Genomic DNA, 24,479 nt, shown 5'->3' with positions numbered 1-24,479 from the left:
AAGGGTAGCGCGAGCGCTGCGGAACGGGCCGAATTTACACACAGCCCGCACCCTGCATCCGCGCTAGAGAATAATCACTCGCCCGGGGCCTCGGCCGGCGGCTAGCCGATGTTCTCCGCCAGCCAGGCCGAGGCGATGTCCTTGGCTGACTTCTTGTCCACGGTGCTGAGCACATTGAGCTGGACCAGCGACGTGGCGGTGAGCTTCTCGCTGACCGGATCGATCACCGCCGCCAGCTGGTCCTTTATCGACGAGTCCACCACCGGGACCACATTGGAGGCCAAGAACAGCGACTTGGGATCATCCAGCACCACCAGCTTGTCAGTTTGGATGCGCGGGTCTGCGGTGAAGACGTTGGCGACGTCGACGGTACCCGCCACCAGGTCTTCGACCGTGGTGTCTCCGGTGGCGCTGAAGTCCACGTCGACGCCGTAGGTGGAGGCAAGACCCTTGGGGCCGTAGGGGCGCTGGGCCAGCTCGGGCGGGCCGCCCAGGGTCAGCTTCTGCCCCACCGAGCCCAGATCGCCGATCGATTTCAGCTGGTGCTCCTGGGCGAAAGCCTCGGTCACGGTGTACGAGTCCTGGTCCGAGGCCTCGGACTTGGAGAGCACGGCCATTGACTGTGGCAGCGCCTCCTGCAGCTGCGTGTAGACATCCTCGGAGGAGCGTGCCTCGGTCTTCGCGTCGAAGTACTGCAGCAGGTTGCCGGTGTATTCGGGCATGATGTCGATCGACCCGTTTTCAAGCTCCGGCATGTAGGCGTCGCGCTGTCCGATGTTGAACTGGCGGGTGACCTTCATTCCGGATTTTTCCAGGGCCTGGGCGTAGATCTCCGCGATGATCTCATTCGAGTAGTAGGCCTGCGAGCCGACCACTACTGCCTGCTGCGCATCGGTGGAATCCGCCGACGGCGTGTTCTGGGCCAGCGGATCGGAGCCGCCGCAGCTGGTGAGCGCCATGAGCCCGGCCAGCGAGGCCGCCGCCGCAAGTTTCATTGCCAGTCTTTTCATCTTTCCTGCCTTTGCATAGGTGGAGCCGGTTTTCTAAAAAGCATTCGCGCAGGGTTGGCGCTCGGCCGCCTCTGCAGCCTCAGTCCGTGCGGCACCGCCCACCGCGACAGGATCATGAACAGCGTGTCGAGCAGCAGCGCCAAGGCGGCAACCAGCAGCGATCCGCCCAGCACCATGTCAAACCTGCGCAGGTTCAATCCGCTGATGATCGGCAGGCCCAGGCCGCCCAGATTGACGTAGGCGGCGATGGTCACCGTGGCAACAACCTGCAGTACAGCCGAGCGTACTCCCCCAAGAAGCAAAGGCAACCCCAGCGGGATCTCTACCTTGAACAGGATTTCCTTCTCGGTCATGCCCATGGCGCGGGCAGCGTCGATGGTTTTCCGGTCGATGGCTTCAAACCCGCCATAGGCGCCCGCCAGCAAGGAGGGAATGGCCAGCAGCACGAATGTCAGCAGCGCGGCTTCGGGCTTGTGCAGCACGCCCATGAGCAGCACCAGGAGAATCAGCAGCCCGAAGGACGGCACCGCCCGGGCCGCCCCGGACACCGCCATGGCAGCTTCCCTGCCCTTGCCGGTGTGCCCGATCATCCAGCCCAGCGGGATCGCGATGGCCCCGGCAATCAAGACTGCCCAGGCGGTGTACATCAGGTGCTGGCCGATCAGCAGCTGCAGAGAATCGCCGCCCTGCCACTGCTGCGGGTCGGCAATCCATGCCAGTGCATCAGAAATCAGGTTCATGGCGCCTCACCGGCCCCAGCCGTGTGCGGCGATAAGGACCTGCGCTTCGCTGCTGCCGGACGGGTCCACGGCATCAGCGCGCGCCCTAGCAGCACGAGCAGCAGGTCGATGGCCAGCGCCACCACGGCGACGGCCAGGATTCCGGAGAAAACTTCAGGGATGATTCGCCGCTGCAGCCCATTGGTGAACAGGTAGCCGAGATTTGTCACGCCGACGAGGATTCCCACCGTTGCAAGTGAAATGGTGCTCACTGCCGTGACTCTCAGCCCCGAGAGGATGACAGGTCCGGCCAGAGGCAGTTCAACGGCCGCGAAGCGCCGGGCAGGACCATAGCCCAAGGCGGTGGCCGCCTGGCGGACCTCAGGCCCGACGGATTCGAGCCCGTCGACGACGCTGCGCAGCAGGATCGCCACCGCGTAGACCACCAGCGCGACGATGAGGTTGCCCTCGCTGATCGCACTCATCCCGGTGGCCACCGGAAGGATCATCAGCAGCGCCAACGACGGAATGGTGTACATCAGCCCGGTGGTGGTGACCAGCAGGCTGCGCAGGAATTCCACCCGCCAGGCAACCCAGCCCAGAGCCAGGGAAATGGCAAAACCCAGGCCCAGCGCAACTAGGCTTTGGCGCAGGTGCACCAGCGTCAATGACGCGATGAGCTCGAAGTTCTCAGCGATCCATGTCATGAGGCTTCATCTGCTCCGACCAGCCGGCCCTGGGTGCGCCCCTGGCCGTCGACCAGCACCGGGCCGGTGGGCGTCTGCTTGACCGACAGGGCCCGCTGGCCTCGTTCGGCCCCGATGAACGAGGCAACGAAGTCGCTGGCAGGGGCTTCAATGATTTGGCTGGGGCTTCCCAGCTGCAGCAGGTTGGCTCCTGCGGACAAGATGGCGACCTGGTCGCCCAGAAGGAATGCTTCGTCAATATCGTGGGTAACGAAGAGGATCGTTTTTCCCAGCTCGCTCTGCAGCCGAATCAGCTCTTTCTGCAGTTCTGAACGCACGATCGGGTCAACTGCTCCAAAGGGCTCGTCCATCAGCAGAATCGCAGGGTCTGCCGCCAGACCGCGGGCCACCCCCACGCGCTGCTGCTGGCCTCCGGAAAGCTGGTGCGGATAACGCTGGGCCAGGGCGGTATCCAGCCCCATTACTTCCATCAGCTCGTGCGCCCGGTTTTCGGCGGCCTTGCGGCCGGTTTTCTGCAGCCTGAGAACGGTGGAGATGTTCTGAGCGACGGTAAAGTGCGGCAGCAGGCCCGCGTTCTGCATGACATAGCCGATGCTGCGCCGCAGGGGCACGACTGGCTGCGAGCGGATGTCTTCTCCGTCAATCAGCACACTTCCGCTGGTCGGTTCGACCATGCGGTTGACCATGCGCAGCAGCGTAGTTTTCCCGCAGCCGGACGAGCCCACCAGGACAGTGGTTTTTCCGTTCGGCACTGTCAGTGAAAAGTTGTCAACCGCCGTGGTTCCGTCTAGGTATCGTTTGGCAACTGTCCTGAATTCAATCATCAGCGCGGCCCGCCCCCAGCGGCGGTTTCCTTCATGGACTTCTCACATGGCATGTTGAACTCCTTTTGTTGCCCACACCCCATTCTGCCTGAGGTTCGGAAAATTCCCCGGGAACATGCCCCAGCACTTCGCTGTCAGCTTCGCAGAAGACAAAACACCGCCTTCACAAGTACATATCCGTGAAGGCGGTGCTGGGTGCGGGCTGAAAGCCGCGGCAATGGAGCCAGTGTCTTAGACCGACTGCAGCTGGTTGATGTAGTCAGGAGCGGTAGTGGCGCTGATGCCGGTGCCCAACAGGAAGAGGATCAGGGAGATGATCCAGACGATCTTCTTGTGCTGCTCGTAGCCCTGGAGCTTGTAGCCGGCCTTGTCGCGCATGGCGCCGACCAGAATCAGGATGACGTCAATGACGTACCAGATACCAAAACCACCGATGGTGATCAGCTTCAGGATTCCGGTGCCGATCTTGCCCAGGTAGAACCGGTCGATGCCGAATCCGCCGAGGAACCAGGACAGCAGCCAGGTAGCGATGAAGCTCTTCTGGCCCTCCCCGTTGTTCGTCTGCTGGTAGCCGTTGGCCTGCTGGTATGGGTTCGGCGGGTATGACATGGGTGCTCCTCGAAGGTGGTGGTGCAGTGATGAAAAGAGCTCGTCATCCAGCTTCAGCCGTTGCCGGCCGTCGCAGGAATCGAACGCTGGGGATTAAGTAGACATGATGGCAACGGGGAATCTCCACCCGACGCACCACTGTGTTGTCTTTTGTGAGGCAGCCCGCGTATCCGTTGCAGTTCTTGCTCGGGCACGCGGCATCTGCTTCACGCCGTCGTGCTGGCTTTAGAACGCTCCGCGCACTCGCGCTGAGTTCAGCACCGCCACAATTGCGCTTCCAAAGATGAAGCAGGCGGCAAGCAGTGCCGCTGCGAAGAGGAGCGCCCCCTTGGCAGAGTCGAGATCGCCAGCCGAGACTGCCACCGGCAGCAGCACCGCTACGGCAGGCAGCAGGCCTCCGAGCGCTGCACCGGCTCCGCCGCTGATGGCTTGCTTGAATTTGCTGGCTTCAGGGTGCGAAGACTTGGCGACTTCCATGACGACGTAGCCGCCGGAACAGGCGAGGACTCCAACACCCACGCCGGCCAAGGCTGCAGTGGCAAGGAACATGGCGTTTTCGGCAGCCCATGTCCACAGGTCGACACCTGCGAACGCTTCAGGGGAAAGAATTGCCACAAAGCCGATCATTCCCATAACTGCACCGATACAAGCTGAACTGACGAACATTCTTGTTACCACGGTGATCCCTGCGCTTTCTGCGAAGTTGTAGTTGGTTTCAGCATAGGCTACTGACAAGGATAAAAGAATAAATCTAAACGTTGGTGAGGAAGATTACCTCACTCGGCCAGGTCCAGATGCTCCATCGCGTATTTCACCTGCTCAACTGTGAACGCTTCAGAATCAATGCTCAGTAGTTCATCGCGGATTTTTTCCTTGGGCAGATGTTCCTCGTCGCGCAGATACTCCGCAACGATCAGCGCGTTTTCATTCCAGTCGGCAGCCACATTGTCCAAGGCGTAGTAGGCGGCTTCCTCGCTGAACCCGTCTTCTTCAGGGTCGACCAAGGTGGCGAAAATGCCATACTCGCTCATCGCATACTCATCGGAGTAGTACTGTGCCTGATCCAGGGCCTGTTCCTTCTCTGCATCGACGGCAGCGCCGGAGGTATTGGCAAAGCCCCCACTGGTCATGGCTTCGATGGGCCCCGAACCGCTGACGAGAAGCGACGCAGTGACAAGTGCGAAGCCTCCCAGCACCGCGAGCCCTGTCGGAACCAGCGTCACGATCCAAGCCATGAATCGGTATTGCTTGTATCCCTCCAAGGGCCTGCCGAGCTTGTCGTACTGGACGCCGCACAGGGTGAGCACCAGATCGGTCAACGCCCAGAGGCCTAGGCCTCCGAAGGTCAGCAGTTTGAGGACCGCGGTTCCAGTTTTCCCCAGGTAGAACCGGTCCGCCCCAAAGCAACCGAGCAGCAGCGACAGCAGCCAGGTGGCGACGAAGCTCTTGTCGCTGACGGCGAATTGTTGCTGGCCGGGAGCCTGCGGCTGTTGGAAGCTGGCTACATCGGCCACGCTGCACCTCTGGTATTCAAAATTCGGGTAAATGAAGATGACAGTATCACGAGGTGGATACGTTGTTGAACTATTAACTTTCACTCACCATGGCAGCATTCCTGTGGTAGTCACACGCAATTTGCACCTGCACTGAAACGCAGGAAACCCCGCCCATCCGATAGGTTGGGCGGGGTTTTCGCGAAGCTGGAGGAACCTAGGCTTCCAGCACCACTGGGACGATCATCGGGCGTCGGCGCAGCTTGCGCGAAACCCATGAACCGATGACCCGGCGAGTGATCTGCTGCAGCTGGTAGGTGCTGTGGTTCGGGTTGTTCGCCACAGCTTCCACAATCGCCGCTGCGATCTTCGGCTTGATCTCGTTGAAGACCGAGTCTTCTTCAGCCACACCGCGGGCGTGGATGTCAGGGCCGGAGATGATGGTGCCGGTGGTCCTGTTGATGACGGTGATGACCGAGATGAAGCCTTCTTCACCGAGGGTCACGCGGTCCTTGAGGTCGTCATCGGTGATGGTGCCGACCTTGGATCCATCGACATAGACATAGCCGCATTCGACCTGGCCCACCAGTTGGGCTACGCCACCGACCAGGTCGATGACCGAGCCGTCTTCTGCCAGCAGCACGTTCTCTTCCGGGACGCCGGACTGCGCGGCCAGGCGGCCGTTGGCAATCAGGTGGCGGGTCTCGCCGTGGACCGGAAGCACGTTCTTCGGACGCAGGATGTTGTAGCAGTACAGCAATTCGCCGGCCGAGGCGTGGCCGGAAACGTGGACCTTGGCCATGCCCTTGTGGATGACCTCGGCGCCCAGGCGCATCAGGCCGTTGATCACGCGGAAGACCGAGTTCTCGTTGCCGGGGATCAGGCTGGAGGCAAGGATGACCGTGTCTCCCGGGTTGATCTGCACCTTGTGCTCGCCATTGGCCATGCGGGACAGGGCCGCCATCGGCTCGCCCTGCGAACCGGTGGACATGAGCACTACCTTGTGGTCCGGCAGCTGGTCGATCTGCTTGAGGTCGACCAGCACGCCCTGCGGCACATCCAGGTAGCCCAGGCGCTCGGCAATGCCCATATTGCGCACCATCGAGCGGCCGATGAAGGCAACCTTGCGTCCGTGCAGGGCGGCGGCGTCCAGCACCTGCTGCACGCGGTGCACGTGCGAGGAGAAGGAAGCCACGATGATGCGGCGGCGGGCACGGGCAAACTTGGCTTCCAGCACGGGGCCGATTTCGCGCTCGTGCATGGTGAAGCCAGGCACTTCAGCGTTGGTGGAGTCGGGCAGGAACAGGTCCACGCCCTCCTCGCCCAGGCGGGCGAAGTGGCGCAGGTCGGTGATGCGGCCGTCCAGCGGCAGCTGGTCCATCTTGAAGTCGCCGGTGTGCAGGACGGTGCCTGCCTCGGTGCGGATGAACACCGCCAGGGCGTCAGGGATCGAGTGGTTCACGGCGACGAATTCGCATTCGAAGTTGCCGATCTGGGCGATCTCGCCCTCCACCACGATGTTGGTGACCGCCTTGATGCGGTGCTCTGCCAGTTTGGCTTCCACGAAGGCCAGGGTCAGCTTGGACCCGTACAGCGGGATGTCTTCGCGAAGGCGCAACAGGTACGGCACCGCACCAATATGATCTTCGTGTCCGTGGGTCAGCACCAGGCCCACCACGTCGTCAAGGCGATCCTTGATGTAGGAGAAGTCGGGCAGGATCAGATCCACGCCCGGCTGGTGCTCTTCAGGGAAGAGCACACCGCAGTCGACAATCAACAGCTTGCCGTCGAGTTCGAACACGGTCATATTCCGGCCGACCTCGCCCAAGCCGCCGAGGGGGACGATGCGCATGGTCCCCTTCTTCAGCTTGGCCGGGCTCTGCAGCCGTGCAGAGTCGGCTTTACCTACGGAGCTTTCAGTCATATGCGGTTATACCCTTTCGTTACAGATCCCATCCGCCTTCACGTAGATCCGCGCGGATGGCATCCAGTTCAGCGTCCGACGGTGCCACCAATGGCAGTCGGACGACGGTGTTCGGCAGGACACCCTGCCAGTGAAGTCCATATTTTGCGGCAACCGCGCCCTGAATGTGGCCCATGATGCCGCGCTGGATCGGATCCAGCTCGAAGTGTGTAGCGCGTGCAGTGGCCAAGTCGCCAGCATGCATTGCATTAACCAGCCTACGGTACTGAGCCGCCGCGACGTGAGCCGAAACGGAAACTACGCCCACGGCGCCGGCCGCCATCAGCGGCAGGGTCAGGCTGTCGTCGCCCGAGTAAACGTGCAGATTGGTCTTGGCCAGCACCGTGGTGGTGGACTGGTAATCGGCCTTGGCGTCCTTGAGCGCGATCACCTGAGGGATCTTTGCCAGCTCGATAATCGTTTCCGGCGCCAGTGCGATTCCTGCGCGGCCCGGGATGTCGTAGAGCATGATCGGCAACTCGACTGCTTCGGCAATTGCCTTCACGTGAGCAACGACGCCTGCCTGGCTCGGCTTGTTGTAGTAGGGGGTGGTGACGAGGATGCCGTCCACGCCGGCTTCCTTGGCCGCCAGCGACAGGGCAATGGAGTGGCGGGTGTCGTTGGTGGTGGAACCGGCGAGCACTGCCGCGCGGTCGCCGACTGCTTCAACGACGGCGCGGAACATGCCGATGTTCTCTTCATCGGTCAGGGTGGAGGTCTCGCCGGTGGTGCCGGTGACCACCAGGCCGTCGCAGCCGTCGTCCACGAGTTTTACGGCCAGCTTTGCGGCCAGCGCATAATCGACCTCACCTGCTTCATCAAAGGGGGTGACCATTGCGGTCAGCACGGTTCCGAAGGGGAATGCCTGATTATCAATTGCACTTGTAGCCATGGGTTTAATCTACACTCGCGCATGTTGGAATAGCATCTTGGCTCACACTCGTGATGCGATGAATCCATGGACCATTCACGCTCTTCGTCGCGGCTGTTGGGGGTAGATGCTGCCCGGCTCCTAGCCATCCTGGGAATGTTCGCGGCGCACGTTTTTCCGCTGTCGACTACCACCGCCGAACAGGCCTACTCCCCTACGATTACGGGGGCTGTGGCTTCTGGGCGCGCCTCGGCCCTGTTCATGGTTTTGGCTGGAGTCTCCCTGGTGCTGCTGACCAATTCACTGGAGCGAAAAGGGTTTCCCAACCCCAAGGTTTACTCAGTCCTCCTCAGGAGAGCATTAATTATTGCCGTGCTCGGATTGCTGATTGGTCCAGCAAATGAAGCGATCGCGAACATTCTTGTCCACTATGGAATACTTTTTCTTTTGCTTTCACTGATCCTCAGGGCCCCAAGGGCAACACTTTGGGTAGTCTCGACCCTGTGGCTGGCAATCACACCTATAATTTGGCAGCTGCTGTCGGTTCAGTGGACGGGTCAGCGACTCAACCACAACCCGAGCTTCGCAGATTTGCTGGACCCAGGACTCTTGCTCAAAGACATTTTCGTCACCGGCTACTATCCGCTGCTGGTATGGATTGGCTATGGACTGCTGGGCATGGCCATCGGGAAAACAAACCTGTCCGCCATCAAGCCCGCGCTGTATCTGGGCGTGGGCGGACTATTGGCCGCTGCGGCGTCATTCCTTGGCGGCATCGCGCTGATCACACCGCATCTGGAAAATCTGGCGAACACTGCCGGGGTGCCTCTCAGCGATATCTGGACGCTGGTCATCACCGGCCACGTGCCGGGACACAACATCGGTCCGCTGCTGCTGGATCCGGTGTACCAGTGGCTGCCAACGGCTCACAGCCAGTCACTGATCTCCACCATTCACACCGCGGCCTTCGCCGCATCAGTTATTGGGTTGATGCAGCTTACGGTGCCCCGCATGGGCATGGTCGGCCAGTTCATCGCCGCATCAGGCAGAGCCCCGCTAACACTGTATGTGGGCCACGTACTCCTCTTGCCACTGGTCATCGGGATTCTCAGTCCAACATCAACATGGTGGGTGCTGTGTGCTGCCACCGCCCTGCTGGGTGCATGGATTCTGCTGAATTCAACGCCCGGCCCCTTGGAGTCGCTGGTACGGACGCTGACCGGTGCTGATGATCAGCAAGGCCACCGCAAAGACACCAGCACCTAAACTCCTTCAGCTCAATGCAAAAACCGCGACGGCAGCCACAGGATCTTTTGATCCGTGCCTGCCGTCGCGGCTTGTTTCCCAGTTCTGCTGGCAGCTGGTGATCAGCTCCTAGGCATTGGCGCTTTTCTGTTCGCCGCGCCAGAACCCGATGGCAGTGCGCATCGAGCTGCGTGCCCGTTTCTTGTCTCCGCTGGCTTCATAGGCCAGGGCCAGCCGGTACCAGGACTTCCAGGATTCAGGGTGTTCCTCGACGTCGCGCTGGTGGTTGGGGAAGTCCGCATCTGCCGCTTCGCGCACGAATCGCCCCGAGGGCATGCGCGGCAGGTCTTTGGGCAGCTCCCCCAGCTCGGCCAGGGTCTTGCCCATTTTTTCAGTGCGCAGGCCGAAGAGCACCTCGCGGATCAGAATCCACACAGCAAAAGCAGGAACGACGAAAATCGCGACGCCCATGATCTGCGCTTGCGGCACTCCGGTGCTGATAAAGCGGAACGCCTGGTTGAACGCCATGGCGATATACAGCACGAACAACAGCAGGATGCCGCCTACCCACAGTTTGGTTTTCACTGTCCCAGCTCCAGGTATCCATCCAGCCCGTAGGTCAGGCCGGGCATTGACTCAGCGGTGCGCAGCCCCAAGAGCACACCCGGCATAAACGAGGCACGGTCATATGAATCATGGCGCAGCGTCAGCTGCTCCCCTGGACCGCCCAAGAGCACTTCTTGGTGGGCCACCAGTCCCCGCAGGCGTACCGAGTGAACGTGGATTCCATCGACGACCGCGCCGCGGGCTCCCTCAAGCTGGGTTTCTGTAGCATCCGGGCTCGCCCCGACCCCTGCTTCCTTGCGGGATTGGGCGATGAGCTCAGCGGTGCGCACGGCGGTGCCGCTGGGTGCGTCAACCTTGTTGGGGTGGTGCAATTCGATGACTTCGACAGATTCAAAGTACTTGGCTGCCGTCGCGGCAAAAGCACTGGCAAGCACCGAACCCAGGGCAAAGTTTGGTGCAATCAATACGCCGACGCTTGGGTTCTGTTCCAGAAGAAGCTGCAGGTTCGCCCGGCGCTCCTCGGTCCAGCCGGTCGTGCCGACGACCGCATGAAGCCCATGCTCAACGGCAAAACGCACATTGTCTTCGGTGGATCCCGGGACCGACAGGTCCACGACATGGGTAGCGCCGGCATCAATGATCTGCTGCAGATCATCGCCGCGGCCCAAACTCGCTACTAGTTCCATATCTGCGGCCTCGGTGACGGCCTTGACCGCTTCCGAACCCATTCGTCCAGCCGCGCCCAGCACGGCAACCTTGATCTGTGCACTCATGGCTTTAAGCCTATCGCCATTGAGCAGCTCTCAATGATTTTCGTGACGCGGCCATCAGCTTTCCGACAGGGGCGAAGCGCGTCCCTGCGAAATCTCCGGTGGCGCACCGAGCGAATTCACCGAGTCTCAGGCACAGCTGCGCCATCATGATTAAGCAGCGCGCAAGGAAGATGGGGCGGATCATGATGACTCGGAAGACGGCAAAACTTGGCGTAGGAATATTCGCGGCATTCTCGGTAACCTTGCTTGCCGCATCATGCGCAAGTCTCTCGCAGCCTGACACTCTCAGCGACGACGAACAGCAGAAGATCGTCTCGCTGGTCCAGGACAAGGGAGCAGACATTCCATCTCCTGCCTGCAATGTCGAAGTCTTCCGGGCCGAGGGCTCGGACATCTACGGCTGGGCTTCATGCACGGACAGCGAGTCAGCCGCTTCTGCGTCAAACGTCAAGGCAGAAGCATTCCCCTTCAAGATTTCCGGAGACAAGGTGCTCAAGCCCGATGAGGGCTCCGATTACCAGAAGGATGTCCATCAGCTGTTCCCTCAAGAGCTGTGGAATGCAGTCGACCAGCATTCCCAAGGGGTCTGATCCAGCTTCTGGATGCTTCGTCTAGCCAGCGCCGGCTCTGCCTGTGATCGTGCGGAAGCCTGTTCATTGCCGGCATAGCGGAATTCCCTGCACCGATTAATTGACACCCTAATTGACATGGCGCAAGACTGAAACCAGCCTTGCGCCATCTGCGTTTTCGCTGGGGCTACAGTCCCAGCGCTTCTTCATTTTCAAAAGGCCCCACCACGGTGATGACCCGCTGCTTCGAGGCAAGTTCCTTGGCCAGATCTTGGACCTGTTCCCTGGTCACCGCATGGACCCGGGCGAGAGCTTCGTCGATATCTTGGAACTCCCCGGTAATCATTTCGGCTCGGCCAAGGCGCGACATCCTGCTTCCAGGATCTTCCAGAGCCAGCACCGTGCCACCAGCCAGCTGGCCCTTGGCCTGCACCAGTTCGGCCTCGGTGATGCCCTCGGCCGCCATCCGATCAAGTTCGGCACCCAAGAGCCCAATGACTTCCGAAGCCTTGGCCGGGGCGCAGCCTGCGTACATGCCGAAGTATCCTGCATCGGTATATGCGGCAGAGAAGGAATAGGTCGAATACACCAGGCCGCGCTTTTCACGGATCTCTTGGAACAGCCGCGAGCTCATTCCCCCGCCGAGCACCGCGTTCAGCACCGCAAGGATCTGGCGGCGCTGGTCGTGGCCGGTAATGCCGGTGCAGCCGACAATGATATTTGCCTGCTCCACCGGGCGGTTGATGATTTCAAGCCCCGGGTTGCTGACCACCTGGGCAGGCTCCGGATTGCGCCGGGGCTCCGGCACTGCCAGCGGGTCAAGTTCCCAGCCGGCCTCGGTCAGCGCATTGAGCACCATGGTGCACAGCTCGTCGTGGTTCAGCGAACCTGCAGCGGTGATAATCAGTTCGCTCGGACGATAGTGGGCGCGGTAGTGCTCCATGACAGCTTCACGCGAAATCTCCATGATTTCTTCCGGGCTGCCGCCAATGGGCCGGCCCAGCGGGTGGTCCCCCATGACTCGGGCAACGAAGCGTTCGTGGGCGACGTCGGTGGCGTCATCGGCGTCCATGGCCAGCTCTTCAATAATGACCCCGCGCTCTTGTTCCAGCTCATGGGGGTCAATCACCGCGGAGGTCACCATGTCTGCAATGACCTCCAAGGCCATAGGAAGATCGGTGTCCAAGACACGGGCGTAGTAGCACGTCGATTCCTTGGCTGTCGCCGCGTTCGACTCGCCGCCAACCGCGTCAAAGGACTGGGCGATCTCCAGCGCGGTGCGCTTGCTGGTTCCCTTGAAGAGCAGGTGCTCCAGGAAGTGGGTCGAGCCATAGTGCCCGGCTTCTTCGTCGCGGGAACCTACCGGCACCCAAAAACCCACGGTGGTCGAACGCTGCCCTGGCATTGCCTCGGTCAATACCCTGACGCCGCCGGGGAGAATGCTGCGCCGAACTTCTGACCCGCCTTCGCCCCGATGGACCAGCGATAGGTCGGCTGGGTCGATGGGCGAAAACTGTTGATCCTCTACCGAGTGCAACGGCAACGGAATCATGACCACGGAATACGTCCTTAGTTCATTTGATGTTCCAGCATGTGCCGGGAATTCTGACCTATATTCTCCCACAGCCACGATAGTGCACTGTGACGCTTCAACCTCCAACTCTGAGGACAGGCAGCATTCTCGATCCAGCAAATAAATTCCTGCAATAAAAAACCGAATTTAAACAGCAGTTCAATTTTCTATGACCATAATTTGATCCAACGCAAAATGGAATATTTTTCGCGAATGTCAATAATCGTTCGCCTGCAACTACCAAGCAGCGATCCAATCACCATTATTTGCGCTCCGAGTAGCCCATTCATAGCCCGAGGGCGCATCCTACACCGGCAGAATCCGAATAACTAGGGCTTGAAAATCGACAAATATCCGGCGTTATTTCTTGCATGGCAGATACCAGAAATTGCTATTGACTGAAATTCTGAGTTGAGTAGTATTCGAAGGGATCCTAACTCTCGAAATACCGACAGCAGAGGTTCCCCATGGCAAACGAGTCCACCGAGACGAAGGCACCAAAAAAGCTCAGTCTTCCCGCCCTCACCGCGATGGTCGTCGGTTCCATGGTCGGTGCGGGCGTCTTCCAGCTCCCCGCTCGTTTTGCAACGCAGACAGGCGTCTACGGCGCGCTGATTGCCTGGGCCATCGCCGGCACCGGCATGCTCATGCTGGCCTTCGTCTTCCAGAACCTCGCCAATCGCAAACCAAAGCTCGACAACGGCGTCTACGTCTACGCCCGCGAAGGCTTCGGCGTCTATCCCGGCTTCCTCTCCGCCATCGGCTTCTGGGCCAGCGCCTGCGCAGGCAATGCGTTCTACTGGGTGCTGATCATGACCACCATGTCGCAGCTGTTCCCGGAGATGGCGCCGACCTTTGGCGAAGGCGATACCTGGGTATCCTTCATCGTCTCAGCCGTTGCCGTATGGGGCTTTTATTTCCTGATCCGCCGAGGCACTAAAGAAGCCGCAGCGATCAACTTCATCGTCACCATTGCCAAACTGGTGCCTCTGGCCCTGTTCTTGATACTCGTCATTTTCTTCTTCGACGGCAAAGTCTTCATGGATAACCTGACCGGAGGCTACGACGTTCCGGGCGGTGATGCGCTGTTCATGCAGGTCCAGGGAACCATGCTTGTCACGGTCTTCGTCTTCCTCGGCATTGAAGGAGCGAGCGTCTACTCGCGCTATGCCAAAAAGCGCGCCGATGTCGGTAAGGCCACGGTGCTCGGTTTCCTGTCGGTGCTGGCGCTGTTCGCCAGCATCTCCATCCTGTCCTACGGCATCCTTCCCAAGAGCGACATCGCTTCGCTCTCGCAGCCTTCAGTGGGCGGCGTGCTTGAATCAGCGGTGGGCCAGTGGGGCGGCATCGTCATCCGCATCGGCCTGATCATTTCGGTGCTCGGCGCCTACCTCGCCTGGCAGCTGCTGGCCGCCGATGTGGTGTTCGCAGCGGCCAAGGATGAAGATCTGCCCGCCTACTTCAGCCGTCTCAACAGCCGCGACGTTCCGGAAAAAGCGGTGCTCTGGACCTCAATCTTCGTCACAGCAATCCTCTTTGCCGTCCAGTTCGTAGACAACGCACTTGATTTCACCTTGGACCTCACCGCTGCGCTGTCCCTGGTGCCCTTCGCCCTTGCTTCAGGCTATGCCTTGAAGATCGCCATCAAGCATGACGGGTATGAACCCAACGACTCCAGGCGCACCGGTGAATTGGTAGTCGCGCTGATCGCAACGGTTTACACCCTCTTCCTGTTGTGGGCGGCAGGCTATGTGTTCTTGTTCCTGGCCTGCGTCTTGCTGGCTCCGGCGACCATCCTCTACTGGCGGGCCCGCAAGGCCTTGAATGCCAAGATCTTCACCCCGATAGGCATGGTGCTGTTCATTATCGTGCTGGTCTTCGGCATCATCGGGGTCATCCTGCTGTCCACCGGAGCCGTGCAAATCTAGCCATCTGGTTTAGCTGTTTTCCATCTCGAAAGGTCGAACATGTCAAAGGCACAACACGGCGTCCATTCCGAAGTCGGCAAGCTCAACAAGGTGCTCGTCTGCCGGCCCGGATTAGGGCACGAACGGCTGACCCCGTCGAACAACGACGAGCTGCTCTTCGACGACCTGCTCTGGGTGCACAACGCCAAGCGGGACCACCATGATTTCGTCCTCAAGATGCAGGCCCGCGGGGTTGAAGTGGTGGACCTGCACGAGCTGCTGGCCCAGACCCTGGGACTTCCAGGAGCCAAGGACTGGCTGCTGGACCGCAAGATCATCGCCAACGAGGTGGGTCTTGGGCTGGTGGACGAAACCCGCGCCTTCCTTGAATCGCTGGACAATGCGCTGCTGGCCGAGTACCTGATCGGCGGACTGTCCACCCGCGAGCTGCCCGATGAATTCCGCAACGGCTACCTGGCGCTGGCCCGAGAATCCACCGGCATCAACGAATACCTCATGCCGCCGCTGCCCAACACCCTCTACACCAGGGACACCACAGCCTGGATCTACGGCGGGCTGAGCATGAACCCGCTGTACTGGCCGGCGCGGCATGACGAGACGCTGATCATGAAGGCCATCTACCAGTTCCATCCTGAGTACCAGGGCTCGAAAATCTGGTGGGGCGACCCGGAGCGGAACTGGGGACAGGCCACCCTGGAAGGCGGGGACATCATGCCCATCGGCAACGGCGCGGTGCTGGTCGGCATGTCCGAACGCAGCAGCCGCCAGGCCATTACCCAACTGGCACAGAGCCTCTTCGCCGAAGGCGCGGCACAGCGGGTCGTCGTGGCGGGCATGCCGAAGCTGCGCGCCGCAATGCATCTGGACACCGTCTTCACCTTTGCCGACAGGGACCTGGTGACCTACTACCCCGACATCGTCGACGGGATCCACACCTTCTCGCTGCGCCCTGCCGACAACGGCAAGGTCGAGGTGACCGAGGAGAAGGACCCGTTCGTCGACGTGGTGGCCAACTCGCTGGGGCTCAAGCAGCTGCGGGCCATCAAGCCAGGCGGCGGCTGGTACGCAGGAGAGCGCCAGCAGTGGGATTCGGGAAACAATGTGGTGGCGGTGGAACCCGGAGTGGTCTTCGCCTATGACCGCAACACCCACGTCAACGCGCTGCTGCGCAAGCAGGGCGTCGAGGTCATCACGATCGTCGGCGCGGAGCTGGGACGCGGCCGCGGCGGCGGGCACTGCATGACCTGCCCGATTTCCCGCGACGCAGTGGAGTTCTAGGACCGCCGCACTACGCGGCAATCGTGCCGGCCGCCTGGTAAGGGCGGCCGGCACGTTGTCGTCTAGAGCCGCGGGTCGATGGGCTCGGATTCCAGGGCGAGCACGCCGAAGACCATCTGGTGGATCTTCCACAGCGGCTCGCCCTGCGCACTCAGGCGTAGGGCTTCAAGCCCGAGGATGTATTCGTGGATGGCCCTGGCGCGCTTCTTGTCGGTGGCCCGCTGGCGCAGCCGCTTCAAGTTCTGCGGTTCCAAATAATCCGGGCCGTAGATGATCCGAAGGTACTCGCGCCCGCGGACCTTGATGCCCGGCTGGATCCAGCCCTTGGCCCCGCGCTGCAGGTTGCCCCACGGCTTGACCACCATGCCTTCGCCGCCGGCCTGGGTCAGCTGCTCCCACCAGTCGACGGCCGCCTGCACCTGCTCTTCCGAATCCAGCTCGACGCTGGTCCATTCGGTCTGGATGAACAGCTTTGGCGCTGCCTCGGCCAGGCGCTGGGCGATGCCCATATGCCACCCGTGGTCCTTGGACTCGAAGGTCTTTTCCTGCGCGGCGAGCACCTGGAAGGCCGCGAAGCGCAGCTGTTCCTTGTCCCCCACATAGCGGCGGTAGGAGTCGCGGAAGGCCCGCGCATTGCGGTGTTGCTCCTGCACCGAGGCGAGAAGCGCTGAAACTTCCAGTCCCGCCCCGGCAGCCTGTTCCAGGACCTGCACGGTAGCCTGCGTGGCGGCGACGCTGGACGCCCCGACGCTGGCATAGCTGTCCTTGATCAGCGATTCGGCCTTCAGCGACCACGGCAGCAGCTCCCCGTCGAGGATCAGCCAGTCGGTGTCCAGCTCCTGCCACAGGCCGCAGGCGTCCACCGCGCGGTGCGCCTGGGCCAGCAGTTCCCGCTCTGCCCCGTGATCCAAGAACTCGCGGCCCGTGCGGGTATGCAGGGTGCCCAGCCAGCCCTCGGGCGCGTCGAAGCGCTCGGGGTTGCGGGCCAGCAGCATGACAGCGCGCGACCCCATGTGCTTCTGTTCGCAGATGACCTTCGAAACGCCCTGCTTCTTGTAATAGGCCAGCGCCTCATCCGGGTGTTCCAGATAGCCGGGGCGCTGCGAGGATTCGGCAGGAGACATGGTCGGCGGCAGGTAGCGCAGCCAGCGCGGGTCGGTGGCGAAGCGGCTCATGGTTTCCAAGGCCCCGGCGGCCTGTTCCGCGCTGATCTTCACGGTGCCCATGGAGCTGGTCTTCAGCCGCAGCGGCCCGGTGACGTCTTCCATGGACAGCACCCCGGATTCTCGCTGCGGTCCGAACGGAGATTCCAGCGGGCGCCCAGGTTCTGCATATTGCTGCAGCGCATCTACCGCCACGACCTCGCGTTCCGGGTAGCGCATGGCGCTCAGCTGCCCGCCGAACACGCAGCCCGTGTCCAGGCATGCGGTGTTGTTGATCCATGCCACTTCCGTCATCGGGGTGTGCCCAAAAAGCACCGCGGCGCTGCCCCGGTAGTCCTTAGCCCACGGATAGCGCACCGGCAGGCCGAACTCGTCGACTTCGCCGGTCACCTGTCCATAGAGCGCAAAGGCGCGGACGCGCTTGGAGGCGCGGCCCTGGTACTTCTCAATCAGTCCTGCGTGGGCAATGACCAGCTTGCCTTCATCCAGCACCAGGTGGGAAATCAGCGAGGCGCAGAAGTCGGTGATATCTCGCTTGAGCTGCGCACCGGCCTGCTGGATTTGGTCCATGGTCTGGTCCAGCCCATGGGTCAGGTTAACGTTGCGCCCGCGCAGCGCGCGCACCAGCTTGTCCTCGTGGTTGCCGGAGACTGCCAGCGCAGCACCAGAGCGCACCATCCCCATGACCAGTCGCAACACGCCCACGGAGTCCGGGCCGCGGTCCACCAGGTCCCCAACGAATACCGCCCGGCGCCCCTGCGGGTGCACAGCATTGGCAGGGTTCTTCTCTGCGTCGTATTCAAACCTGTAGCCGAGCTTCTCTAGCAGCATCACCAGCTCGTCCAAGCAGCCGTGGACATCTCCGATGACGTCGAAAGGCCCGGTCTGGTCCCTGAAGTCGTTGAGCAGCTTGTGCCGGAGGATGCTTGCCTGGGCAATCTGTTCCTCGGTGTCCAGCACATGGATCCTGGCGAAGCCTTCGCGGCGCATGGATTTCAAGGAGCGCTTCAGTTCCTTGTGCTGCCGTTCGATGGCACCGGGCGGAACACGGCGCCGCCCTCGCTGCTCGTTGCGTTCGAAGCACAGCCTGATCGGCACATCCAGCACAATCGCGGAAACCAGGACATCATGTTTGCGCGCCACTTCGATCAGCGACTGGCGTGCCGACTGCTGGACGTTGGTAGCGTCGACGACAGTGAGAAGCCCTGCTTCAAGGCGTTTGCCCGCCACGAATTCCAAGGCTTCAAAGGCCGCCTTGCTCACCGATTGGTCTGTTTCATCGTTGCCGACCAGCCCGCGGAAGTAGTCGCTCGACAGGACTTCAAAAGCCTCGAAGTGCCGGGCGGCGAAACTCGACTTTCCGGAGCCGGAGGCGCCGACGAGCAGGACCAGCCCTACCTCGGGAAGCTGTAGTTCGCTCATGCCTGCTCCTTTGAGAAAATTGCCATCTGGGTTGGCGACCCCACCTGTGGATCGTTTGCACCAATGGTCCTGAATTGCACGCCGTAGGAATGCTCGCCCGCGGTTTCTTGGGCCCAGGCTTCGAATTCTGCGCGGGTCCATTCGAAACGGTGGTCCTCGTGGCGCAGCGCGTGGTGGTCCAGTCCCGGGTACTTCACGTTGTATTCAACGTTCGGGGTGGTCACGACCACGACCCTTGGGCTGTTGGCGCCGAATACCGAGGACACCAATGCAGGAAGACGCGAACCATCGAGGTGCTCGATGACTTCCATCAGTACGATCGCATCAAAATTGTTGAGCCGTTCGTCTTGGTACACCGCAGAGCTGTGCAGAAGTTTGATTCGTTCTTGCTGCGCATCAGACCGTTCATCCAAATGCAGGGCCGCGGCGGCCTGTTCCAAGGACCTGGCGGAGACGTCGGTTCCGATGATGGAGGTGAAATACGGATCAGCTTGCAGCCTGCGCAGCAGCGCTCCTGGACCGCAGCCCATGTCTACAATCCGCTGTGCACCATATTCCTTGAGCGCATTGAGCACCGCTTGCGCACGTTCCACCCGCAATGGGACTACAGAGCTTGTCTCGGCGCTGTCTCCCGGCTGCTGTGAGCCGGCACTGTCTGCCGAAGAAATCTGGGCTTCTGCCATGGCAACCAAGCTCTTCTGGTGCACAAGGTAGCGCTGGGTGATCAGGTCGCGTTCTGGATGGTTTTCAAGCCATCCTTCACCCTGTCGCGCGAGTTTCTCCGTCTCGTCGTCGCCGACCCAGTAGTGTTTCGAATCGTCCAGTACCGGGAGCAGAACATAGAGCTGGCGCAAAGCGACATCCAGCCGCTCAACGCCGCTGAGCACCACCGAGGAATACTGCGAATCGCCCCACTGCGGGAACTCTTCGTCCAGCTCAATGGCCTGCTGTTCGATTGTCCATCCCAATGGCTCAAAGAGTGCGCTCACCAGATCAACGCCGTGGCCTCCGCGAGAAGACACCACGGGAAGTTTCAAGGTCAGGGGTAGCCGGGCGTCGGCAAGTTCTTGGTGGCTGGGGCTGATTCCGGTCATGGCGCTGCGCAGCACTTTGCCAATGGCAACCGAGGTCAGGCTGGACGCGGCATAGGGACGGTCGTTGACGTAATAGTCGAGAATTCCCGAGTTGCCGCGAAAACGTTTGCTGCGCACCAGGTTGATCGGATCGATTTGGAGCAGCAAGGCCGCGGTGGTGCGTTGTTCTGTGCACTCGGGATAGAAGACATAGGCTGTGCCCACCGGCAGCTCGAAGTTCTGGACTTTGGCAGGGTGCTTGCGCAGCAGATGCGACAAGTCCATGGCATTGATCCCGGAGCCGACCGGAGAATCCAAAGTGATGGTTACCAGCATTCGATCTCTTTCTACCCAGAAAGCACTAGTTGAACGTGCTGCTTTCCATCAGTCTATCGATAAAGATCTAACTAGTGGCTATGGGAGTTACCAGCGCTCTTCGAAACCATCTGGAGGGCTGAGGATCTCTGATCTAGCCGAGGTAGCCTCGTCCAGCGGCATCCGCGCACACTGGCGTCTGGTTCTCCGGATCGTCTCCTTCACAAGGAAGGTAGACCAGGTTCGCTGCTTCCTCGGTACTCAGCACTTCATAGCCCATGGAACCGGGGTTGTAGGAAACTGCAGTAGCCCACTCATCAAGATTTCTGCATACCTGCAGCGAAGTAACTTCCAACTGCTTTATTTGGTCTTCGGTAGCCTTCTTGTCCTGCCACGACTTGTTCTGGTTCTGGATGGCTGCCGAACAGTCGCTGCTCACCGGCGAAGTGGCTGCTGCGTCGAAATTTGTACAACCACTGACTGACAGCACTATCAAGGAACACAGCGCAACCGAGGGTAGAACTTTTCGCATGACCTAAATGCTACCGGGTCAACATGTCAGAGCCCTGAGCAGGCGCTATCAACCAGTAGCACAGGCGGCTTATGAGCATGGCAAAGGGCCCCAACCCACATAGATTGGAGCCCTTGGCTCAGGCGCACTAGTGCTTAGGCAATATTGGTGCGGTCGAAAGCGTCAAGGCTGATGCCCTGCTCCAAAATGAGCTTGGCCCATTCCTTGGCCGAGTGCAGGCTGTGATCCCGGTAGTTGCCGCAGCTCACGGCTTCGGTGCCGGGCACGTCGTCCCAGGTCACCTTTTCTGCGAGATCTTCCAGCGAGGTCTTGATAGCGGCTGCTACTTCTGCAGGAGTCGGCTCCCCCCAGGCAATCAGGTGGAAGCCGGTACGGCAGCCGAAGGGAGAAAAGTCGATCAGGCCGTCGAAGCGGGTACGGATCAGACCAGCGAGGGTGTGCTCGATGGTGTGCAAGCCGGCGGTGGGAATCTCGCCGTGGTTCGGCTGGACGAATCGAATATCGTAGTTCGAGATCGCATCGCCCTTGGGACCGTGCTCAACCCCGATCTTACGAACATAAGGGGCTTTCACCTTGGTGTGGTCCAAGGCAAAGCTTTCAACTTCAGCAAGTTCGATATCACTCATACCTAGAAGTGTATCTGCTCACCGGGCCCAGGTTCGATGCGGTTTAACCCAAGGTAACCGATAGACTTCTTCAGGACTTTCGGGAAGAGAATATTGCCCGAATTGACTTCTTAGAGGGGAAACTCATGGCTGAAAAGAAGACCTTGCTCGTCTTCGCGCACGATGACGAGGCAGTGGCCTTTAGCGATGTCGAGCACCTGATCTCGGGTGTTGGCAAGGTCAACGCAACCGTCGCGCTTGCCGGCGCCTTTGCAGAGAACGAGATTGAGCGCGTCATTGTCCTGGGCACTGCTGGTGTTGTCGGCCATGCCGGTGAAGACCGTCCAAGCCTGGACACGATCTACCAGGTGACCAAGCTGATCCAGCATGACTTCCCGCTGCCCTCTGCTGACGTCATTCCAACCGGCGCAATCCTCCTGCCTGAGCTTCAGGTCACCATGGCCACCGGAGACGTTTTTGTTTCCGATGACGAACAGCGCACCCATATTTCCGGGCTTGGAGCTTCCCTGGTAGATATGGAAGGCTATGCCTACGCAAGCATGTGCCAGCGCTTCAATGTTCCGCTGCAGATTTTCAAGATCCCCTCCGACTACGCGGACAGCTCCACGAGCATGGAAGAGTGGGATGCAATCGTGAAGCAAAAGAGCGTTCAGCTGCGCGAATTCTACGATTCGGTCATCGCTAAATAGCCTTGACAGTGCGTTCGCTATGGCGGTCGGCATCAGCCGGCCGCCATAGGCGTTTAATCAGCTGGACTTTGTCGGCAGATACCCGGCCAAGCTGCTTCCATCGCCAATAGGCTGTAGCCATCTAGTCCACGTCGGCCAAGCCAGAATGAATGCCGGGCCAAAGGCAGTCCACCACTTGTTGACTGCGATGAGTGCCTCCGACATTTCAGCTACATGAAAAATCCCGCCTTGCCCACAGGGGCAAGACGGGATTATTCAGATCAAGGAACCGTGATTACTCAGCGGCTTCTTCTTCAGCCTCTTCGACAACTGGAGCCAGTGACAGCTTTCCGCGGTCGTCGATCTTGGTGATCTCGACCTGGATCTTCTGGCCAACGGAGACGACGTCTTCGACGTCCTCAACGCGCTTGCCGTCGTTGATCTTGCGCAGCTCGGAGATGTGCAGCAGGCCGTCCTTGCCCGGGGTCAGCGAAACGAACGCACCGAAGGTGGTCAGCTTCACGACGGTGCCCAGGTAGCGCTCGCCGACCTCAGGAACCTGAGGGTTGGCGATGGCGTTGATAGCCGAACGTGCAGCCTCGGCGGATTCGCCGTTGGTTGCGCCGATCAGCACGGTGCCGTCGTCCTCAATGGAGATGTCTGCGCCGGTGTCTTCCTGGATCTGGTTGATCATCTTGCCCTTAGGGCCGATGACCTCGCCGATCTTGTCCACTGGGATCTTCACGGAGATGATGCGTGGAGCGTGGGCGTTCAGCTCGTCAGGTGCGTCGATGGCCTGGTTCAGCACGTTCAGGATGTGCAGGCGTGCTTCGCGGGCCTGGGTCAGGGCGGCTGCCAGCACGGAGGCTGGGATGCCGTCGAGCTTGGTGTCCAACTGGATCGCGGTGACGAACTCAGAGGTGCCTGCGACCTTGAAGTCCATGTCGCCCATGGCGTCTTCGGCGCCCAGGATGTCGGTCAGGGCGGCGTAGCGGGTTTCGCCGTCTACTGTGTCCGAAACCAGACCCATGGCGATACCTGCAACAGGTGCCTTCAGCGGGACGCCGGCGTTGAGCAGCGACAGGGTCGATGCGCAGACCGAGCCCATGGAGGTCGAGCCGTTGGAGCCCAGCGCCTCGGAGACCTGGCGGATGGCGTATGGGAAGTCCTCGCGGCTTGGCAGCACTGGAACCAGTGCACGCTCTGCCAGGGCGCCGTGGCCGATTTCGCGGCGCTTTGGCGAACCTACGCGGCCGGTTTCACCGGTCGAGTATGGAGGGAAGTTGTAGTGGTGGATGTAGCGCTTGGACTTCACTGGGGACAGCGAGTCGATCTGCTGCTCCATCTTCAGCATGTTCAAGGTGGTGACGCCCATGATCTGGGTTTCGCCGCGCTCGAAGATGGCCGAACCGTGGACGCGAGGCAGGACCTCGACCTCGGCGGAAAGCTGGCGGATGTCAGCCAGGCCGCGGCCGTCGATGCGGACCTGCTCGGTCAGGATGCGCTGGCGCACGATGTGCTTGGTGACAGCGCCGAATGCCTTGGAGATTTCACCCTCGCGGCCTTCGAATGCGTTGCCTTCGCCGCCGAGCTGTGCAAGGATCTCGTCCTTGTACTCGCTGGCGGTGTTGTCGCGCTCCTGCTTGTCGGCGATCGAGTAGATCTCTGCCAGGCGAGCGGAAGCTGCTGCGGAGACTGCCTCGTAGGCGTCGTCCTCGTAGTCGCGGAACAGCGGGAACTCAACGGTTTCCTTTGCTGCGCGGGATGCAAGGTCAGCCTGTGCATCGCACAGAACCTTGATGAATGGCTTAGCGGCTTCAAGGCCCTGTGCAACAACCTCTTCGGTTGGTGCCACGGCGCCGCGTTCCTTGATGAGGTCCCATGCGTGGTCGGTAGCGTCTGCTTCAACCATCATGATGGCAACGTCGTCGCCTGCGATACGGCCGGCGACAACCATGTTGAACACGGCGTTCTTCAGCTCGGAGTGGCGTGGGAAAGCAACCCACTGTGCGCCGTTGCCGTCGTCGACCAGTGCAACGCGAACGCCGCCGATTGGGCCGGAGAATGGCAGGCCGGAAAGCTGGGTGGACATCGAGGAAGCGTTGATTGCTACAACGTCGTACAGCTCATCTGGATCGATGGACAGTACGGTGACGACAACCTGAACTTCGTTGCGCAGGCCCTTGACGAAGGCAGGGCGCAGCGGGCGGTCCATCAGGCGGCAAGCCAAGATGGCTTCGGTCGATGGGCGGCCTTCGCGGCGGAAGAAGCTGCCTGGGATGCGGCCGGCGGCGTACATGCGCTCTTCCACGTCCACGGTCAGCGGGAAGAAGTCGAAGCCCTCACGTGGGTGCTTGCCGGCGGTGGTTGCCGAAAGCAGTGCGGTCTCTTCATCGATGTAGACCATTGCGGAGCCTGCAGCCTGCTTGGCAAGGCGGCCGGTCTCGAAGCGGATGGTGCGGGTGCCGAAGCGGCCGTTGTCGATAACGGCCTCGGCGAACTGGATTTCTGGACCCTCCATTAAGGGGGTGCTCCTTTCAGTTGCTCCCAT

General features: G+C 60.7%; 22 protein-coding genes. 5 read left to right on the top strand and 17 right to left on the bottom strand.

Annotated features, from left to right (window positions below):
- Nucleotides 1-101 precede the first annotated feature (101 nt).
- The 9 genes from AUR04nite_RS10785 to dapA form a co-directional block, all read right to left on the bottom strand.
- Nucleotides 102-1,010 (bottom strand): ABC transporter substrate-binding protein, encoded by a 909-nt coding sequence (locus AUR04nite_RS10785; RefSeq protein WP_141364842.1) that lies wholly within the window; start codon nt 1,008-1,010, stop codon nt 102-104.
- Nucleotides 1,007-1,750, bottom strand: a complete 744-nt coding sequence (locus AUR04nite_RS10780; RefSeq protein ID WP_141364840.1) for an ABC transporter permease — start codon at nt 1,748-1,750, stop codon at nt 1,007-1,009. The genes AUR04nite_RS10785 and AUR04nite_RS10780 overlap by 4 nt, the downstream gene beginning before the upstream one ends.
- Nucleotides 1,747-2,436 carry an ABC transporter permease gene (locus AUR04nite_RS10775; protein ID WP_141364838.1) on the bottom strand — a complete coding sequence of 230 codons (690 nt, stop codon included), beginning with the start codon at nt 2,434-2,436 and terminating at the stop codon, nt 1,747-1,749. Before AUR04nite_RS10775 ends, AUR04nite_RS10780 begins: the two co-directional genes overlap by 4 nt.
- Nucleotides 2,433-3,260, bottom strand: coding sequence for an ABC transporter ATP-binding protein (locus AUR04nite_RS10770; RefSeq protein ID WP_141364835.1), 828 nt, complete (start codon nt 3,258-3,260; stop codon nt 2,433-2,435). The genes AUR04nite_RS10775 and AUR04nite_RS10770 overlap by 4 nt, the downstream gene beginning before the upstream one ends.
- A 231-nt stretch (nt 3,261-3,491) precedes the next feature.
- On the bottom strand, nt 3,492-3,869 hold the full coding sequence (locus tag AUR04nite_RS10765; protein ID WP_141364833.1) for a TM2 domain-containing protein: 378 nt from the start codon (nt 3,867-3,869) through the stop codon (nt 3,492-3,494).
- Nucleotides 3,870-4,094: 225 nt separating this feature from the next.
- Entirely contained in the window at nt 4,095-4,604 is a 510-nt protein-coding gene (locus AUR04nite_RS10760) for a hypothetical protein (protein ID WP_141364831.1), read from the bottom strand.
- A 41-nt stretch (nt 4,605-4,645) separates the two neighbouring features.
- Entirely contained in the window at nt 4,646-5,383 is a 738-nt protein-coding gene (locus AUR04nite_RS10755; RefSeq protein WP_141364828.1) for an Ltp family lipoprotein, read from the bottom strand.
- A gap of 196 nt (nt 5,384-5,579) precedes the next feature.
- The gene (locus AUR04nite_RS10750; protein ID WP_141364826.1) at nt 5,580-7,286 is read right to left on the bottom strand and encodes a ribonuclease J; all 1,707 of its coding nucleotides are present in this window, start codon (nt 7,284-7,286) and stop codon (nt 5,580-5,582) included.
- A 19-nt stretch (nt 7,287-7,305) separates the two neighbouring features.
- The gene (gene dapA, locus AUR04nite_RS10745) at nt 7,306-8,217 is read right to left on the bottom strand and encodes a 4-hydroxy-tetrahydrodipicolinate synthase (RefSeq protein WP_141364824.1); all 912 of its coding nucleotides are present in this window, start codon (nt 8,215-8,217) and stop codon (nt 7,306-7,308) included.
- A gap of 66 nt (nt 8,218-8,283) precedes the next feature.
- On the opposite strand from dapA, the gene AUR04nite_RS10740 reads away from it, so the two are divergent.
- Nucleotides 8,284-9,462 carry a heparan-alpha-glucosaminide N-acetyltransferase domain-containing protein gene (locus AUR04nite_RS10740; protein WP_141364822.1) on the top strand — a complete coding sequence of 393 codons (1,179 nt, stop codon included), beginning with the start codon at nt 8,284-8,286 and terminating at the stop codon, nt 9,460-9,462.
- A gap of 108 nt (nt 9,463-9,570) precedes the next feature.
- Here the strand turns inward: AUR04nite_RS10740 and AUR04nite_RS10735 are convergent, their stop codons facing one another.
- Both AUR04nite_RS10735 and dapB read right to left on the bottom strand, forming a co-directional pair.
- On the bottom strand, nt 9,571-10,026 hold the full coding sequence (locus tag AUR04nite_RS10735) for a tetratricopeptide repeat protein (RefSeq protein ID WP_141364820.1): 456 nt from the start codon (nt 10,024-10,026) through the stop codon (nt 9,571-9,573).
- Nucleotides 10,023-10,781: a 4-hydroxy-tetrahydrodipicolinate reductase gene (dapB, locus tag AUR04nite_RS10730; RefSeq protein WP_141364818.1), complete on the bottom strand. Its 759-nt coding sequence runs from the start codon at nt 10,779-10,781 to the stop codon at nt 10,023-10,025. The genes AUR04nite_RS10735 and dapB overlap by 4 nt, the downstream gene beginning before the upstream one ends.
- 182 nt (nt 10,782-10,963) lie before the next feature.
- Between dapB and AUR04nite_RS10725 the strand changes: the two genes are divergently transcribed.
- Nucleotides 10,964-11,371 carry a hypothetical protein gene (locus AUR04nite_RS10725; protein WP_141364816.1) on the top strand — a complete coding sequence of 136 codons (408 nt, stop codon included), beginning with the start codon at nt 10,964-10,966 and terminating at the stop codon, nt 11,369-11,371.
- A gap of 166 nt (nt 11,372-11,537) precedes the next feature.
- On the opposite strand, the gene AUR04nite_RS10720 is transcribed toward AUR04nite_RS10725, so the two are convergent.
- The gene (locus AUR04nite_RS10720; protein WP_246055489.1) at nt 11,538-12,908 is read right to left on the bottom strand and encodes a M16 family metallopeptidase; all 1,371 of its coding nucleotides are present in this window, start codon (nt 12,906-12,908) and stop codon (nt 11,538-11,540) included.
- Between the two features lie 482 nt (nt 12,909-13,390).
- Here AUR04nite_RS10720 and AUR04nite_RS10715 point away from each other — a divergent pair, with 482 nt between their 5' ends.
- Nucleotides 13,391-14,851: a basic amino acid/polyamine antiporter gene (locus tag AUR04nite_RS10715; RefSeq protein WP_141364812.1), complete on the top strand. Its 1,461-nt coding sequence runs from the start codon at nt 13,391-13,393 to the stop codon at nt 14,849-14,851.
- Nucleotides 14,852-14,890: 39 nt separating this feature from the next.
- Nucleotides 14,891-16,129: an arginine deiminase gene (locus AUR04nite_RS10710; RefSeq protein ID WP_141364810.1), complete on the top strand. Its 1,239-nt coding sequence runs from the start codon at nt 14,891-14,893 to the stop codon at nt 16,127-16,129.
- 62 nt (nt 16,130-16,191) lie between these two features.
- Here AUR04nite_RS10710 and AUR04nite_RS10705 read toward each other — a convergent pair whose 3' ends face one another.
- The 4 genes from AUR04nite_RS10705 to AUR04nite_RS10690 all read right to left on the bottom strand — a co-directional run bounded on the left by AUR04nite_RS10705 (nt 16,192) and on the right by AUR04nite_RS10690 (nt 21,260).
- A complete protein-coding gene (locus AUR04nite_RS10705) occupies nt 16,192-18,714 on the bottom strand; it encodes a polynucleotide kinase-phosphatase (protein ID WP_141364809.1) in 2,523 nt (840 codons plus the stop codon).
- On the bottom strand, nt 18,711-20,123 hold the full coding sequence (locus tag AUR04nite_RS10700; RefSeq protein WP_141364807.1) for a 3' terminal RNA ribose 2'-O-methyltransferase Hen1: 1,413 nt from the start codon (nt 20,121-20,123) through the stop codon (nt 18,711-18,713). The genes AUR04nite_RS10705 and AUR04nite_RS10700 overlap by 4 nt, the downstream gene beginning before the upstream one ends.
- Nucleotides 20,124-20,256: 133 nt before the next feature.
- Entirely contained in the window at nt 20,257-20,541 is a 285-nt protein-coding gene (locus tag AUR04nite_RS10695) for a hypothetical protein (RefSeq protein ID WP_141364805.1), read from the bottom strand.
- A gap of 227 nt (nt 20,542-20,768) precedes the next feature.
- Nucleotides 20,769-21,260, bottom strand: a complete 492-nt coding sequence (locus AUR04nite_RS10690; RefSeq protein ID WP_141364803.1) for an S-ribosylhomocysteine lyase — start codon at nt 21,258-21,260, stop codon at nt 20,769-20,771.
- A gap of 125 nt (nt 21,261-21,385) precedes the next feature.
- Here AUR04nite_RS10690 and AUR04nite_RS10685 point away from each other — a divergent pair, with 125 nt between their 5' ends.
- Nucleotides 21,386-21,949: a phosphorylase family protein gene (locus AUR04nite_RS10685; protein ID WP_141364801.1), complete on the top strand. Its 564-nt coding sequence runs from the start codon at nt 21,386-21,388 to the stop codon at nt 21,947-21,949.
- Nucleotides 21,950-22,223: 274 nt separating this feature from the next.
- On the opposite strand, the gene AUR04nite_RS10680 is transcribed toward AUR04nite_RS10685, so the two are convergent.
- On the bottom strand, nt 22,224-24,449 hold the full coding sequence (locus AUR04nite_RS10680; protein WP_141364799.1) for a polyribonucleotide nucleotidyltransferase: 2,226 nt from the start codon (nt 24,447-24,449) through the stop codon (nt 22,224-22,226).
- Nucleotides 24,450-24,479 lie beyond the last annotated feature (30 nt).

The organism is Glutamicibacter uratoxydans (assembly GCF_006539925.1).
Lineage (GTDB): Bacteria > Actinomycetota > Actinomycetes > Actinomycetales > Micrococcaceae > Glutamicibacter > Glutamicibacter uratoxydans.
Note: the sequence above shows the minus strand (reverse complement) of the source record. Positions and strands in the feature narration are given on the sequence as shown.

Excerpts from the sequence above, each read along its gene's own strand:
- AUR04nite_RS10700 (WP_141364807.1), bottom strand. The coding sequence starts at position 20,123 with ATGCTGGTAACCATCACTTTGGATTCTCCGGTCGGCTCCGGGATCAAT.
- AUR04nite_RS10690 (WP_141364803.1), bottom strand. The coding sequence starts at position 21,260 with ATGAGTGATATCGAACTTGCTGAAGTTGAAAGCTTTGCCTTGGACCAC.
- AUR04nite_RS10770 (WP_141364835.1), bottom strand. The coding sequence starts at position 3,260 with ATGATTGAATTCAGGACAGTTGCCAAACGATACCTAGACGGAACCACG.
- AUR04nite_RS10715 (WP_141364812.1), top strand. The coding sequence starts at position 13,391 with ATGGCAAACGAGTCCACCGAGACGAAGGCACCAAAAAAGCTCAGTCTT.
- AUR04nite_RS10710 (WP_141364810.1), top strand. The coding sequence starts at position 14,891 with ATGTCAAAGGCACAACACGGCGTCCATTCCGAAGTCGGCAAGCTCAAC.
- AUR04nite_RS10750 (WP_141364826.1), bottom strand. The coding sequence starts at position 7,286 with ATGACTGAAAGCTCCGTAGGTAAAGCCGACTCTGCACGGCTGCAGAGC.
- AUR04nite_RS10775 (WP_141364838.1), bottom strand. The coding sequence starts at position 2,436 with ATGACATGGATCGCTGAGAACTTCGAGCTCATCGCGTCATTGACGCTG.
- AUR04nite_RS10725 (WP_141364816.1), top strand. The coding sequence starts at position 10,964 with ATGATGACTCGGAAGACGGCAAAACTTGGCGTAGGAATATTCGCGGCA.
- dapB (WP_141364818.1), bottom strand. The coding sequence starts at position 10,781 with ATGAGTGCACAGATCAAGGTTGCCGTGCTGGGCGCGGCTGGACGAATG.
- AUR04nite_RS10685 (WP_141364801.1), top strand. The coding sequence starts at position 21,386 with ATGGCTGAAAAGAAGACCTTGCTCGTCTTCGCGCACGATGACGAGGCA.
- AUR04nite_RS10705 (WP_141364809.1), bottom strand. The coding sequence starts at position 18,714 with ATGAGCGAACTACAGCTTCCCGAGGTAGGGCTGGTCCTGCTCGTCGGC.
- AUR04nite_RS10780 (WP_141364840.1), bottom strand. The coding sequence starts at position 1,750 with ATGAACCTGATTTCTGATGCACTGGCATGGATTGCCGACCCGCAGCAG.
- AUR04nite_RS10765 (WP_141364833.1), bottom strand. The coding sequence starts at position 3,869 with ATGTCATACCCGCCGAACCCATACCAGCAGGCCAACGGCTACCAGCAG.
- dapA (WP_141364824.1), bottom strand. The coding sequence starts at position 8,217 with ATGGCTACAAGTGCAATTGATAATCAGGCATTCCCCTTCGGAACCGTG.
- AUR04nite_RS10680 (WP_141364799.1), bottom strand. The coding sequence starts at position 24,449 with ATGGAGGGTCCAGAAATCCAGTTCGCCGAGGCCGTTATCGACAACGGC.
- AUR04nite_RS10740 (WP_141364822.1), top strand. The coding sequence starts at position 8,284 with ATGGACCATTCACGCTCTTCGTCGCGGCTGTTGGGGGTAGATGCTGCC.
- AUR04nite_RS10785 (WP_141364842.1), bottom strand. The coding sequence starts at position 1,010 with ATGAAAAGACTGGCAATGAAACTTGCGGCGGCGGCCTCGCTGGCCGGG.